Origin of the sequence: Streptomyces odontotermitis (assembly GCF_050510915.1) — a bacterium.
Classification (GTDB): domain Bacteria; phylum Actinomycetota; class Actinomycetes; order Streptomycetales; family Streptomycetaceae; genus Streptomyces.
In genome coordinates this window covers 112,691-126,485 of the sequence record NZ_JBNJLS010000016.1, presented here as the reverse complement: position 1 = coordinate 126,485, position 13,795 = coordinate 112,691, and the positions used below count along the sequence as shown (strand labels likewise).

Here is a 13,795-nt window from a genome sequence, read left to right as displayed (position 1 = left end):
GCTGTACCTTCTGTTTGAGCAGTCGCTCAAACACGTATTGACGTGGGGGTTCTCGTGAAGCAGCAGAAGAAGCGGCAGAAGCAGGCACCGGGTCTCTATGTCGAGGCGCGCATACGGGCGGAGCTCGACGAGCTCTGGGCGCGCACCCAGGAACCCGCTCGGCACCAGCGCTGGGACCTTCGCTTCTCCGAGATCACGTACCTGCCGAAGGCCGAGGGCGAGCCGCAGCACTTCCGGTACGCCACGCGCGTGCTGCCCTTCGTCACCGTCGCGGGCACGGGGATCTCGGCGGGGGAGCGGCGCCGCCCGGACGGCACCCGGACCTCGGCGCTGCGGTTCGCCTCGCCCCACCCGCTCTCGCTGCTCGCCGAAGGCAGCGGCTACTGGCGCTACGTACCCACCGAGGACGGCGTCCGCTTCGTCACCGGCTACGACTACCGGCCGCGCTGGGGCCGCTTCGGCGCCCTCGCCGACCGCCTGGCCTTCCGGCCGCTGATGGGCTGGGCCACCGCCTGGTCCTTCGACCGGCTGCGGCTCTGGCTGGAGCGCGGCGTCACGCCCGAGCGGGCGCTGCTGCAGGGCGTCGGCGAGGTGCTGGTGCGCGTCCTCGCGGTGCTCGCCGCCGTGCTCTTCGCGCCCATGACCGCGCTCGCCACCGCGGCGGTCGCCCTCATGCTGCCGCCGCTGCCCGGCACACCCGCCGCGCGGCGCTGTCTGCGCACCCCGCCCGAGCGCTCCCGCGCGCGGGCGCCCCGCATCCTCGCCAGCCTTGCCACGCCTCAGGAGCAGCACCAGTCATGACAGTCACTTTCTCCGGTCCGACCGCTTCGTCTGTGCCGTCCGCTCCGGCCGCCTCGATCTTCCGCACCGTCATGGGCGCCGACTTCGAGCGCCTCCACCCGCAGCTCCAGCGGCGCTTCTCCGTGGGCCTGGCCAGTGGGGAGGCGTGCACCGGGCGGGGCGTGATGGACCGCATCTGGCACGGCCGGGGCTTCGTGAAGCCGTTCCTCGCGCTCGGCGGCACCCGCAACATCCTCGTCCCGCGCGCGGGGCGCCGCGTTCCCTTCATCATCGAGAACGTGCCGTACACCGACACCTTCGGCCGTGAGACGGTGAGCTTCGTGCGCACCTTCGACCTGCCCGGCCGCTCCCGCCGCTTCGACGCCCAGATGGTCCTCGCCCCCCAGGGCGACCGGATCCTCGACTACCTGGGTACCCACCAGCACCTCGCCAGCGACCTCCACCTGAGCGCCGAGCCCGACGGCTCCCTGCTCATCCGGTCCGGCACGCACCGCTTCCGGGAGGGGCCGGTGGACGCCCGGGTGCCGGAGTTCATCGGCGGTGACGCGGAGGTCCGCGAGTCCTTCGACGACGCGGCGGGCCGCTTCCGCATCCAAGTCCGGGTCACCAACCGGTACTTCGGGCCGCTCTTCGGGTACGAGGGGTCGTTCACGGCGACGTACCAGGACGTACGGGCGTGCGGGGTGCGGGCCGGGCTGCGGCCCGTCCGCGAGGAGGTGCGGGCGTGAGCCCTGCCGGGAACGGGAACGCGCCTGCGTGCAAGGGTTCCGCCAAAGACCCCGCCAAGGGGCAGGAGACCAAGGAGAAGCTCCTCGAAGGGGCCCTGCGCACCCTCACCGAACAAGGCATCGCCAAGACCTCCGCGCGCACCATCGCGGCGACAGCCGGGGTCAACCAGGCGCTGGTCTTCTACCACTTCGGGTCCGTCGACGAGCTCCTCGCCGCCGCCTGCCGGTACGGGACCGAGCAGCGGGTCTCGCTCTACCGCGAGCGGCTCGGCGAGGTGCGGTCGCTCTCCGAACTCCTCGCGTTCGGGCGGGAGATGCATGAGCGGGAGCGGGCGGAGGGGCATGTCGCCGTGCTCGGACAGCTGCTCGCCGGCGCCCAGACCCAGCCCGCCCTCGCGCGGGCCACGGCGGCGGGGCTCGCGCTGTGGATCGAGGAGATCGAGAAGGTGCTGGTGCGGGTGCTCGCGGCCACGCCGCTGGGGGAGTTCGCCGATCCTGCCGGCCTTGCGCGGGCGGTGGGGGCGTCCTTCGTGGGGATCGAGCTGTACGAGGGGGTCGATCCGGAGGGGGCGGCGAGCGGGTTCGACGCGCTGGAGCAGCTGGGGGTCGTGGCGGCCGCGCTGGAGGAGCTCGGGCCGGTGGCCCAGCGGGCGGTGCGGCATCGGCTGCGGAGGTCGGTGCGGCGCTGAGGCGGTCGCCTGCGGCGCTTCTTCCCCAGTCCCGCCCCTTCCCGAATCCGCCGACTCCGTCGGCCCTGGGGCACCCGATATCGCCTCAAGGGGTCGTCCTCAAACGCCGGACGGGCTGATTGCTCGTCCGGCGTACCGCGAAACCCGCCCCGCGAAACCCGCCACGATAAATCGCTCGCACGGACGCATCCGGTTCGACACGCCGCGGAAACTCCACTTTTGTGTGGGTATCGGCTCGTTCGATCACCAGAACCTGGAGGGCGCTGTGCGGCCGGAGGGCTACGACTACGACACCCACAGCCGGCTCGCCGGACCGCTCACCGAGCCCCACGGCGACGGCGAGGACGGCGGCGAGCCCTATCGGGTCCAGTACCGGTCGCTCCTGTCCCGCGAGCCCCACCGAATACGCGCCGTCCTGCTGATGACGCTCGCCCCGCTGCTCACCGGGGCCCTGCTCGTCTACCTCGTCTGGCCCACGCACTGGACCGAGCGCGAGGGCGGTGAGCGGTGGCTCGTCGGGCTCGACATCACGATGCTCGTCGCGATCGGGCTGATCGAGCTGTTCATGCTCGTCAACGTCATATCCATCGCGCACGCCACGATGGTCGCCCGGGATCCGATACCCGTCGTGCCCGAGGAAGGGACGCGCGTCGCCTTCCTCACGACGTACGTGCCCGGGAAAGAGCCTCTCGCCATGGTGCGCGCCACCCTTGAGGGCGCGACCCGGATCACCCACAGCGGTCCCCTCGACGTATGGCTGCTCGACGAAGGCGACGATCCGGACGCCAAGGCCCTCTGCGCCGAGCTCGGTGTCCGGCACTTCACCCGCAACGGCGTCCCGGAGTGGAACCGCAAGAAGGGCCCCCACAAGGCCCGCACCAAGCACGGCAACTACAACGCCTGGCTCGCCCTGCACCACGGCGACTACGACTTCTTCGCCTCCGTCGACACGGACCACGTGCCGCTGCCCGACTTCCTCGAGCGGATGATGGGCTACTTCCGGGACCCGGACGTCGCCTTCGTCGTCGGGCCGCAGGTGTACGGGAACTACACCTCTCCGGTCACCAAGGCCGCCGAGTCGCAGCAGTTCCTGTTCCACGCCCTCATCCAGCGCGCGGGCAACCGCTACCGCGCCCCCATGTTCGTCGGCACCAACAACGTGGTGCGGATCGCCGCCCTCAAGCAGGTCGGCGGGCTCTACGACTCCATCACCGAGGACATGGCGACCGGGTTCGAGCTGCACCGGCACAAGAACCCGCTGACGCGGCGCCACTGGCGGTCCGTGTACACGCCGGACGTGCTCGCCGTGGGGGAGGGGCCCGCCTCCTGGACGGACTTCTTCACCCAGCAGATGCGCTGGTCCCGGGGCACGTACGAGACGCTCTTCAAGCAGTACTGGAAGGCGCCCTTCACGATGCCTCCCGGGCGGCTCTTCTCGTACTCGCTGATGCTCGTCTACTACCCGATGACGGCCGTCAACTGGCTGCTCGGCATCGTGAGTTGTGTGCTCTTCCTGTGGTTCGGGGCGTCGGGCACGCAGGTCGCCGCCTCTGTCTGGCTCATGCTCTACAGCGACGCCGCCGCGCTGCAGATCGGCCTCTATCTGTGGAACCGGCGGCACAACGTCTCGCCGCACGAGCCGGAGGGGTCCGGAGGGCTCGCGGGGATGGCCATGTCCGCGCTCTCCGCGCCCATCTACCTGAAGTCGCTCGGCGCGGCCTTCCTGCGCCGCCCGAGCCGCTTCGTGGTCACCCCCAAGGGCGGCGACGCCAGCCCGGACCGGCTGCTGACCTTCCGTATCCATCTGTTCTGGTCGGCCGTGCTCGTCAGCTCGCTCGTGGCCTCCTTCATGCTCGGCCACACCCACGTGGCGATGCGGACCTGGGCGGTGCTGGCCCTCGTCATCTCGCTCGCCCCCGTCACCATCTGGGGATTCACGCAGGTCAGGGAGCGCAGGCTGCGCAAGGCAGCGGCCCGGCAGCGGGCCGCCCAGCGGGCCGCGGACGGCGAGCCGGAGCCCGCCTTCGCCACCGGAACCACGACAGGAGGCAACTGACCCATGGCATACCGGCCTTCGAAGCGCACCAAGAAGACGCTCCTGGGAGTCGGGGCGGGCGCCCTCCTCGTGGGGCTCAACGCCCCCGCCGCGCTCTCCTTCGCCGAGGAGAAGTACCACGACTACAAGATCGCCCAGCCCGGCTACAAGAAGAAGTACGGCTCCTGGAAGCAGATCGACATCCCGGAGGAGTACCGGACCAACGCCATCCACGCCGCGCTCCTGCACACCGGGAAGGTGCTCATCGTCGCGGGCTCGGGCAACGAGCAGAAGAAGTTCGACGCGGGGTCCTTCGACACCATCCTGTGGGACCCCAAGAAGAACACCTTCAAGAAGATCGCGACCCCGGAGGACTTCTTCTGCTCCGGACACGCCCAACTCCCGGACGGTCGCCTCCTGGTGGCAGGCGGCACCGCGCGCTACGAGCTGCTCGACGGCGAGGTGAAGCGCGCGGGCGGCGGCATGCGCGTCAAGAACGAGAACCCCGACAAGGCCGTCGTCCTGAAGAAGGGCACCAAGTTCCGCTCGCCCTCCGGCATCGAGTACGTCTCCAAGTTCGACGTGAAGGTCCCCAAGGCCAAGCGGGACTTCGAGATCACGTACTCCCGGTCCGGAGTGATGCAGCCCTGGAAGACCAAGGTCACCGCGAGCGAGTCCCGCGTCTTCGTGGAGGCGCTCGACAGCGGCAAGCAGGCCGAGACCGGCAAGTCGGCCCAGTACGAGATCGAGGGGCTGACCGGGGAGGAGGCCGACAACACGTACGGCATCTCCGAGAAGCTCACCATGGACAAGCAGGACTTCCAAGGGATCAAGGCCGCCTACGAGTTCGACCCCAAGGCCGAGAAGTACGTGCCCGTCGAGCCCATGGAGAAGGCCCGCTGGTACCCGACCCTGGTCGGCCTCGAGGACGGCAAGGTCCTCGCGGTCTCCGGGCTCGACGACGTCGGCATGATCGACCCCGGCGACAACGAGATCTACGACCCGAAGACCAAGAAGTGGACCGACGGCCCCAAGCGCTACTTCCCGACCTACCCGGCGCTCTTTCTCACCAAGGGCGGCAAGCTCTTCTACCCGGCCTCCAACGCCGGGTACGGACCCGCCGACAAGGGCCGTGAGCCGGGCCTGTGGGACATCAAGACCAACACGTTCGAGAAGGTCCCCGGCCTCGACGACCTCGACCAGACCGAGACGTCCTCCTCCTTGCTGCTGCCCCCCGCGCAGGACCAGAAGGTGATGATCCTCGGCGGCGGAGGCGTCGGCGAGTCCAAGAAGTCCACCAAGCGCACCGCCGTCGTCGACCTCAAGGAGGACAACCCCTCCTTCAAGACGGGCCCGCAACTCCCGCAGGGCACCCGCTACTTGAACAGCGTGATCATGCCGGACGACTCGGTGTTCACGACGAACGGCTCCTCCGACTACCGGGGCCGCAGCGCCAGCAACATCTTGAAGGCGCAGTTCTACGACCCCAAGGAGAACGCCTTCCGGGAGGCCGCCGAGCCCAAGGTGGGCCGCAACTACCACTCCGAGGCGCTGCTGCTGCCCGACGGCCGGGTCGCGTCCTTCGGCTCGGACCCGCTCTACGACAACGAACAGAACACCAAGCTCGGCCACTTCGAGCAGCGCATGGAGATCTACACCCCGCCGTCCCTGCACCAGGCGGGCGACAAGCGCCCCGTCCTCGGCGACGGGCCCGAGACGCTCGCCGACAGCGGCCGCGCGACCTTCAAGACCGCGCACCCCGACACGATCGCCTCGGCCCGTCTGATGCGCCCGAGCGCGGTCACCCACACCACGGACGTCGAGCAGCGCTCCATCGCCCTCGGCCTCACCAAGAACAAGGACTCGGTGACCGTGGACGTACCGAAGGGCGACACCGCACTGGTGCCGCCCGGGTGGTACATGCTGTTCGTCACGGACAAGGACGGTGCCTCGTCCGAGGCGAAGTGGATCCAGGTGAAGTGACGTCGGGATGACAGATTTCAGAATCTGTCATCGGTCAGCTGAATTCTGTCAGCCGTCGAGCTACGCGGACTTCGCGTTGCGGGCGAGCCCCAGCGCGTAGTCCGGCCACCACTTGCCGGCCGCCGGGCCGCCCCGGCAGGGGCCGTCCGAGTCGCCGGGCCGTTTGATCCACAGGATGGCGTCGAGCAGCGGGTCGCCGGTGCGGTCGGTGGGCGGGGTGCCGAGGCCGCGTCCCGGCGGGTTGCACCAGGCGTCCTGGCGGTCGCCGGTCAGCGGGCCGCGGCCGTTGCGGCTGGTGTCGATGACGAAGTGCTTGCCGCCGAGGAGGCCGGAGAGGGTGCGGCCGTACGCCTTGGTCGTCTCGTCGCTCTGGAAGTTGGAGACGTTCAGGGAGAAGCCGTCGGCCCGGGCGATCCCGGCCCGCTGCAGCGGTTCGGCGAGCTTGTTCGCGTCGTTGATCCAGCCCGGGTTGCCCGCGTCGAGGTAGACCTTGGTCCGCGGCTGGCGCTTGAGCCGCTCGATGGCCCCGGAGAGCAGCTGGTAGCGCATCTCGTGGTACTCGGCGGGGGTGCAGCCGTCCACGATGTGCGGGACCGCGTCGGGCTCCAGGACCACCACGGCCGGGCTGGCGCCGATGCTGTTCGCGAAGGCGTCGACCCAGTTCCGGTAGTACTCGGGGCTGCCCGCGCCGCCCGCCGAGTGCTGGCCGCAGTCGCGGTGCGGGATGTTGTAGGCGACGAGCACCGTGGTGCGGCCGCCCTCGGCCGCGCCCGCGGTGGCCGTCTTGATGTCGGGGGCGGGGTTGTCGCCCGCGGGCCACAGCGCCACCGGGCGCTCGGAGATCCGCCGCAGCACCTCCGCGTCCTTGGCGCGGCCCTCGCCCTGCCACTGCGCGACCTGGCGGGCGGCCGCGCTGTCCGGGTCCACCCAGAAGGCGTTCTGCGGGGGCTGGGAAGGCCCGGTGGAGGGGCCGCGCACGGCGGCCGTCTTCTCGGCGCCGGAGCCTGAGGAGCAGCCCGCCGCGAACCCGAGGGCGGCGAGTGCCGTGAGTGCCGTGAACGTGCGGAGCAGCCGGTGCATCCAGACCCCTTGGGCGCGCGAAGGTGACGGTCAGTCAGCCCGGCAATCGTGACATAAAGGGCTAAGTCCGCCCCTGCGCGACACCGGCCCCGCCCCCGGCCCCGCCCCCGGCGGCGAGCGCGATGCCGAGCGGCGTCCGCTCGTACAGGACCTGGTGCCCGTACCGCCGCGACAGCAGCAGCCCCGCGTCGCGCAGCGCCGCCAGATGGGCGGAGACGGACGACGGCGCGAGGCCGAGCCGGTGCGCGAGGCCCGTGGTGGTGGCGGGCTCCTCCAGGGCGGTGAGCACCGTGGCGCGGCCGCGGCCGAGGAGCCGCACGAGCGCGTCGGGCGTGTGGGCGGCGGGCTCGTCCCACAGCCCGCCGATGCCGCGCGCCGGGTAGGCGAGCGTCGGCTGCCACGGCGGCTCGAAGCCGCTGATCACCTCGGGCCAGGTGAACACGCTCGGGATCAGCACCAGGCCCTGCCCCGCCAGATGGCGCACGTGCTCGTCCCGCCACTCCACGGTCAGCGTGCCCGCGTCCCAGCTGAGCCGGGGGTCGAGCTCGGCGAGCAGCCCGCCGAGGCCGACCTCGGCGAGCCGCCGGGAGTGGAAGGCGACATCCGCCTCCAGGAGGGCGCGAAGACGCGGCCAGTCCGGCTCGATCAGGGCGCGCCAGGCGGCCTCCAGGGCATCCGCCAACTCCCTCACCGCGCCCGCCGGATCGGCAAGCAGCGCCCGTCCCTTGCGCGACTCGGCGGCGCCCGGCGTACAGGCGAGCGCCCGTGCCATGTCCTCCCGCGCCGCCTTTGGATCGGCCGCCCGCACGCCCGCGATCTCCTCCGCGAAGGAGGCCGAGGGGCCGATCGGAGGCGGCCCGAGGAAGTCGGGCGAGTGTCCGCGGCGCGGCATCAGGAGCCACAGCGCATCGAGGTCGAGCCCGCGGCCCGCCTCGGCGACGCGGCGCAGCCAGTGCGGGTGGTACCCGTGCCGGTCGGGCCGCTTCAGGGTCCGTACCGCCTCCTGCGTCTCCCACAGCGGCGACACCGCGAACCGGCAGCGCAGCAGGTCGTCCTGTCCGAAGTGCATGCGGAACGGCACGGAATCCCCCCTCGTGGCCCCCGTGCGACGCCGAAGATTCGCCTGGGGCCGAAACTCTAGGGCGGACGGCGCCCTCCCGTGCAGGGTGCCTCCATGCCAGCAGAACCCGCCGGGTACGCCCGGGTCTTCGCCGTGCGCGAGTTCCGCGCCGTCTTCGCCGCGCACGCCCTCTCGCTGCTCGGCGTCGTCGTCAGCGAGATCGCGCTGACCGTCCTCGTGTACGGGCTCACCGGCTCGCCGCTGCTCGGCGCGCTCACCTTCGCGCTCGGGATGCTGCCCTATCTGGTGGGCGGGACGCTCCTGTCCGGGATCGCCGACCGGTACCCGCCGCGCCGCGTGCTCGTCGGCTGCGACGTGCTCTGCGCCGGGTGCGCCGGGCTCATGGCGCTGCCCGCCACCCCCGTCGCGGGACTGCTCGCGCTGCGCTGCCTCATCGCCGTCGTCTCGCCCGTCTTCAACGGCACCCGGATGGCGACCCTCACCGATGTCCTCGGCGACGGCGACCTGTTCGTGCTCGGCCGCTCCCTGCTGCGGATCGTCTCGCAGAGCTCCGTCCTCGTCGGCTTCGGGCTGGGCGGCGTGCTGCTCACCCTCGTGACGCCGCGCGGCGCGCTCGTGCTCACCGTCTGCACGTTCGCCGCGTCCGCGCTCCTGCTGCGGTACGGGACGAAACGGCGCCCCGCGCGCGGGGACACCGGCGCCGCCCTCGTGCGGTACTCCCTCGGCGGCGCCCGGCAGGTGCTCGGCGACCGGCGGGTGCGGGCGCTGCTGCTGCTCTTCTGGGTGCCGCCGATGTTCATGGTCGCCCCGGAGGCGCTCGCCGCCCCCTACGCGGACCAGATCGGGATCGGCGTCGCGGGCGTCGGGCTCCTGATGTGCGCTCTGCCCGTCGGCACCATCGCCGGGGAGCTCTACGCCGGCTCCGCGCTCTCCACGGCCGCCCGGTCCCGGATCGTGCTGCCGCTCGCCGCCGTCACGCTGCTGCCGCTCGTCGCGTTCGCGCTCACGCCCGGGCTCGGTCCGGCGCTCGTCGCCCTCGTGGTCGCCGGGGCCGGATCCGCGTACACCCTGGGCCTGGACCGGTGGTTCGTGGACGCCGTCCCCGAGGAGCTGCGGGGGCGGGCCATGACCGTGCACACGGCCGGGCTCATGACGGTGCAGGGGGTCGGGATGGCGCTCGCCGGGCTCGCCGCCGAGTTCTTCGCGGTCGGCACGGTGGTGGCGGGGGCGGGTGTGCTCGGGGGCTGTTGCTGTCTGCTGCTGGTGGCCGAGGTGCGGGCCACCGCGCGCGGCGGCGCCGGGCCCGCGGCGGGCGCGACGGGAACGCGCCACTCCGTACGGGAACGCGCGACCGAATCACGAGACGGGGCTGACCAGCATATGACCGGCGGGTAAGGTCGAAGCGTGCCGAAGCCGCTCAGCCTTCCCTTCGATCCCATCGCCCGCGCCGACGAGCTCTGGAAGCAGCGCTGGGGCTCGGTTCCCGCGATGGGCGCCATCACCTCGATCATGCGCGCGCACCAGATCCTGCTGGCCGAGGTCGACGCGGTCGTCAAGCCGTACGGACTGACCTTCGCGCGCTATGAGGCCCTGGTCCTGCTGACCTTCTCGAAGGCGGGCGAGCTCCCGATGTCGAAGATCGGCGAGCGGCTCATGGTGCACCCCACGTCGGTCACCAACACCGTGGACCGGCTGGTCAAGTCGGGCCTCGTCGCCAAGCGGCCCAACCCCAACGACGGGCGCGGCACGCTCGCCTCCATCACCGACAAGGGGCGCGAGGTCGTCGACGCGGCCACGCGCGAGCTGATGGCGATGGACTTCGGGCTCGGGGTGTACGACGCGGAGGAGTGCGCGGAGATCTTCGCGATGCTGCGGCCCCTGCGGGTGGCGGCCGAGGATTTCGAGGACAAGTAGCGGGCGAGCAGCGGACGGGCGGGAGACCGGCCGGGGGTGCTGAAGATCGCGCAAAAGGGGCCGTTACGCTCGGATACATGAAATCCAGCGTGCTGACCCGGTACCGGGTGATGGCCTACGTCACCGCCGTCATGCTCCTCATCCTGTGCGCCTGCATGGTCGCCAAGTACGGCTTCGGCACGGGCAAGGACCTGACGCTCGTCGTCTCCCAGGTCCACGGCGTGCTCTACATCATCTACCTGATCTTCGCCTTCGACCTGGGCTCCAAGGCGAAGTGGCCGTTCGGCAAGCTCCTGTGGGTGCTGCTCTCGGGGACCATCCCGACCGCCGCCTTCTTCGTCGAGCGCAAGGTCGTCCGCGAGGTCCAGCCGCTGCTCGCCGACGCCTCCCCGGCCCTCTCCAAGGCGTAACCGGACGACGCGTCCCCCCGCCGTGTGCAAGCGCACGGCGGTTGCCCATCGACATTTACTAGGACGTCCTAGTAAATTTGAAGCATGGACGCTGACGCCATCGAGGAAGGCCGCCGTCGCTGGCAGGCCCGCTATGACGCCGCGAAGAAGCGCGACGCGGATTTCACCACGCTCTCCGGCGACCCGGTCGAGCCCGCCTACGGGCCCCGGCCCGGGGACACGTACGAGGGCTTCGAGCGGATCGGATGGCCCGGCGAGTATCCGTTCACGCGCGGTCTGTACCCGACCGGGTACCGGGGCCGGACCTGGACCATCCGCCAGTTCGCGGGCTTCGGCAACGCCGAGCAGACGAACGAGCGCTACAAGATGATCCTGGCCGCGGGCGGCGGCGGGCTGAGCGTCGCCTTCGACATGCCGACGCTCATGGGGCGCGACTCCGACGACCCGCGCTCCCTCGGCGAGGTCGGCCACTGCGGCGTCGCCATCGACTCCGCCGCCGACATGGAGGTCCTGTTCAAGGACATCCCGCTGGGTGACGTCACGACGTCGATGACGATCTCCGGGCCCGCCGTGCCCGCCTTCTGCATGTACCTGGTGGCCGCCGAGCGGCAGGGCGTCGACCCGGCCGTGCTCAACGGCACGCTGCAGACGGACATCTTCAAGGAGTACATCGCGCAGAAGGAGTGGCTCTTCCAGCCCGAGCCCCATCTGCGCCTCATCGGCGACCTGATGGAGCACTGCGCCAAGGGCATCCCGGCGTACAAGCCCCTGTCGGTCTCCGGCTACCACATCCGCGAGGCCGGGGCGACGGCCGCGCAGGAGCTCGCCTACACCCTGGCCGACGGCTTCGGATACGTGGAGCTGGGGCTCAGCCGCGGGCTCGACGTGGACGTCTTCGCGCCGGGGCTCTCCTTCTTCTTCGACGCGCACGTCGACTTCTTCGAGGAGATCGCCAAGTTCCGCGCGGCCAGGCGCATCTGGGCCCGCTGGATGCGCGACGTGTACGGGGCGCGGAGCGACAAGGCGCAGTGGCTGCGCTTCCACACGCAGACCGCCGGGGTCTCGCTGACCGCGCAGCAGCCGTACAACAACGTGGTGCGCACGGCCGTCGAGGCGCTCGCCGCGGTGCTCGGCGGCACCAACTCCCTGCACACGAACGCGCTGGACGAGACCCTCGCGCTGCCCAGCGAGCAGGCCGCCGAGATCGCCCTGCGCACCCAGCAGGTGCTGATGGAGGAGACCGGCGTCGCCAACGTCGCGGACCCGCTGGGCGGTTCGTGGTACATCGAGCAGTTGACCGACCGGATCGAGGCCGACGCCGAGCGGATCTTCGACCAGATCAAGGAGCGCGGGCTGCGCGCCCACCCGGACGGCAGGCACCCCATCGGGCCGATCACCTCCGGCATCCTGCGCGGCATCGAGGACGGCTGGTTCACCGGCGAGATCGCCGAGTCCGCCTTCCAGTACCAGCAGTCCCTGGAGAAGGGCGACAAGAGGGTGGTGGGCGTCAACGTCCACCACGGCTCGGTCACCGGCGACCTGGAGATCCTGCGCGTCAGCCACGAGGTGGAGCGCGAGCAGGTGCGCGCGCTCGCCGGCCGCAAGGAGGCGCGTGACGACGCCAAGGTGCGGTCCGCGCTCGACGCGATGCTGGCCGCCGCGCGCGACGGCTCCAACATGATCGAGCCGATGCTGGACGCGGTGCGCGCGGAGGCCACGCTGGGCGAGATCTGCGGGGTGCTGCGGGACGAGTGGGGCGTGTACACGGAGCCGCCCGGCTTCTGAGCGTGAGCCGCCCGGCCGTTGTGTGTGAGAGGTCCGGCCGCCGAGCGTGAACCGTCCGGGCAACTGCGTGACTTGAGTGGCCGGAGTGATCTGAGTTACAGGTGTTGTTCCCGGGGGTGCGGGTAGGTGCGGCCGCGTCCCTCCTTCCTGCCCCCTGGAGAACACCTGTGAGTCCGGACGTCCCCGCTCGCCCCGACCGCCACGCACGCACCGCCGCCGTCGCCCTGGGCGCCGCCACCCTCGCCGTGGTCGGCACCCTGCTCGTCGGCGGCTCCGAGGGGGTCCACGCGAGCCCGCCGCCCGCGCCCAAGGTCCAGGACGACTTCGACTCGCTCGGCCCCGAGGTGCGGGCCGCGAAGCTGGACGGCGGCCGCACCGCCCACTACGTCGACGCGGGCCCGCGGCGCGGCAAGCCGGTCCTGTTCATCGGCGGTACGGGTACCAGCGCCCGGGCCGCGCACATGACCGACTTCTTCCGCAGCACCCGCGAGGACCTCGGGCTCCGCCTCATCTCCGTGGAGCGCAACGGCTTCGGGGACACCGCGTACGACAAGGGCCTCGGCAAGGCCGACTTCGCGGCGGACGCCCTGCAGGTCATGGACCGGCTGCACGTGAAGGACTTCTCCGTCGTCGCGATCTCGGGCGGCGGCCCGTACGCGGCCGAGCTCGCCGCCAGGGCCCCGGAGCGCGTCTCCGCCCTGCACCTCGCCGCCGCCCTCCCGCCGTACGGCACGAAGCCCGACTACTGCGGGCTCTCCGACGACGTGCTCGCCGACGCGGTCGAGGACCAGATCAAGGACCCCAGGAAGTGGTGGTCCTTCCCCGACGACAGCCCCGTGAAGTCGATCCCGGGCTTCGCCGACACCGCGTACGAGGAAGGCGCCCGCACCTACAACCAGCGCGGCCAGCAGGCCGACCCGGCGCCGCAGGTGCACGAGCAGCGGCTGTACTGCGAGCGGCCGGGCCCCGACCTGGCGAAGCTCACGGCGCCCGTCTACCTCTACGGCGGCAAGAAGGACACGACCGTGCCGCCGTCGACCCTGAAGACCTGGCAGGAGCACCTGCCGGGCAAGCCGGTCGTGCGCACCTACGCCGACACCGGGCACGACGTGCAGTACCGGCACTGGGACCAGATCCTCGTCGACCTGGCGGGACACGGGGACCGCACCGTCGTCTGCACGGAGAAGCACACGAAGGTGCTGCCCGCCGCCCAGGCCGACCGGCTCGTGTCCAACGGCAAGGCCGCGCTGGGCAGTTGTGCCTGGCAGAAGGGGAAGAAGCAGAAGTAG

The 13,795-nt window shown here is 71.2% G+C and carries 12 protein-coding genes; 10 read left to right on the top strand and 2 right to left on the bottom strand.

Features of this window, described 5'->3' with window-relative positions; translation table 11 throughout:
- Nucleotides 1-54 precede the first annotated feature (54 nt).
- From ACQB60_RS32955 to glxA, 5 genes are all read left to right on the top strand, one after another.
- Nucleotides 55-801, top strand: coding sequence for a hypothetical protein (locus ACQB60_RS32955; RefSeq protein ID WP_496929780.1), 747 nt, complete (start codon nt 55-57; stop codon nt 799-801).
- On the top strand, nt 798-1,529 hold the full coding sequence (locus tag ACQB60_RS32950; RefSeq protein ID WP_496929779.1) for a DUF4166 domain-containing protein: 732 nt from the start codon (nt 798-800) through the stop codon (nt 1,527-1,529). The genes ACQB60_RS32955 and ACQB60_RS32950 overlap by 4 nt, the downstream gene beginning before the upstream one ends.
- Nucleotides 1,526-2,218 carry a TetR/AcrR family transcriptional regulator gene (locus tag ACQB60_RS32945; RefSeq protein WP_496929778.1) on the top strand — a complete coding sequence of 231 codons (693 nt, stop codon included), beginning with the start codon at nt 1,526-1,528 and terminating at the stop codon, nt 2,216-2,218. The genes ACQB60_RS32950 and ACQB60_RS32945 overlap by 4 nt, the downstream gene beginning before the upstream one ends.
- A 265-nt stretch (nt 2,219-2,483) precedes the next feature.
- Nucleotides 2,484-4,274 carry a glycosyltransferase family 2 protein gene (locus ACQB60_RS32940; RefSeq protein WP_496929844.1) on the top strand — a complete coding sequence of 597 codons (1,791 nt, stop codon included), beginning with the start codon at nt 2,484-2,486 and terminating at the stop codon, nt 4,272-4,274.
- 3 nt (nt 4,275-4,277) lie between these two features.
- Nucleotides 4,278-6,236 (top strand): radical copper oxidase GlxA, encoded by a 1,959-nt coding sequence (gene glxA / locus ACQB60_RS32935; protein WP_496929777.1) that lies wholly within the window; start codon nt 4,278-4,280, stop codon nt 6,234-6,236.
- Nucleotides 6,237-6,296: 60 nt separating this feature from the next.
- Here the strand turns inward: glxA and ACQB60_RS32930 are convergent, their stop codons facing one another.
- Complete coding sequence (locus ACQB60_RS32930; protein ID WP_496929776.1) at nt 6,297-7,316, bottom strand: glycoside hydrolase family 6 protein; 1,020 nt, start codon at nt 7,314-7,316, stop codon at nt 6,297-6,299.
- 61 nt (nt 7,317-7,377) lie between these two features.
- Nucleotides 7,378-8,397, bottom strand: coding sequence for an ArsR/SmtB family transcription factor (locus ACQB60_RS32925; protein WP_496929775.1), 1,020 nt, complete (start codon nt 8,395-8,397; stop codon nt 7,378-7,380).
- A gap of 93 nt (nt 8,398-8,490) precedes the next feature.
- Between ACQB60_RS32925 and ACQB60_RS32920 the strand changes: the two genes are divergently transcribed.
- From ACQB60_RS32920 to ACQB60_RS32900, 5 genes are all read left to right on the top strand, one after another.
- The gene (locus ACQB60_RS32920) at nt 8,491-9,792 is read left to right on the top strand and encodes an MFS transporter (protein WP_496929774.1); all 1,302 of its coding nucleotides are present in this window, start codon (nt 8,491-8,493) and stop codon (nt 9,790-9,792) included.
- A gap of 9 nt (nt 9,793-9,801) precedes the next feature.
- Nucleotides 9,802-10,311, top strand: a complete 510-nt coding sequence (locus ACQB60_RS32915; protein WP_496929773.1) for a MarR family winged helix-turn-helix transcriptional regulator — start codon at nt 9,802-9,804, stop codon at nt 10,309-10,311.
- Between the two features lie 77 nt (nt 10,312-10,388).
- Complete coding sequence (locus ACQB60_RS32910) at nt 10,389-10,721, top strand: DUF3817 domain-containing protein (protein ID WP_496929772.1); 333 nt, start codon at nt 10,389-10,391, stop codon at nt 10,719-10,721.
- 84 nt (nt 10,722-10,805) lie between these two features.
- Nucleotides 10,806-12,506, top strand: a complete 1,701-nt coding sequence (gene icmA, locus ACQB60_RS32905; protein ID WP_496929771.1) for a coenzyme B12-dependent isobutyryl-CoA mutase large subunit — start codon at nt 10,806-10,808, stop codon at nt 12,504-12,506.
- 167 nt (nt 12,507-12,673) lie between these two features.
- Nucleotides 12,674-13,795, top strand: coding sequence for an alpha/beta fold hydrolase (locus ACQB60_RS32900; RefSeq protein WP_496929770.1), 1,122 nt, complete (start codon nt 12,674-12,676; stop codon nt 13,793-13,795).

What these genes read in the sequence shown, in the direction of transcription:
- ACQB60_RS32910 (WP_496929772.1), top strand. Translation starts at nt 10,389, where the DNA reads ATGAAATCCAGCGTGCTGACCCGGTACCGGGTGATGGCCTACGTCACC.
- ACQB60_RS32950 (WP_496929779.1), top strand. Translation starts at nt 798, where the DNA reads ATGACAGTCACTTTCTCCGGTCCGACCGCTTCGTCTGTGCCGTCCGCT.
- icmA (WP_496929771.1), top strand. Translation starts at nt 10,806, where the DNA reads ATGGACGCTGACGCCATCGAGGAAGGCCGCCGTCGCTGGCAGGCCCGC.
- glxA (WP_496929777.1), top strand. Translation starts at nt 4,278, where the DNA reads ATGGCATACCGGCCTTCGAAGCGCACCAAGAAGACGCTCCTGGGAGTC.
- ACQB60_RS32920 (WP_496929774.1), top strand. Translation starts at nt 8,491, where the DNA reads ATGCCAGCAGAACCCGCCGGGTACGCCCGGGTCTTCGCCGTGCGCGAG.
- ACQB60_RS32930 (WP_496929776.1), bottom strand. Translation starts at nt 7,316, where the DNA reads ATGCACCGGCTGCTCCGCACGTTCACGGCACTCACGGCACTCGCCGCC.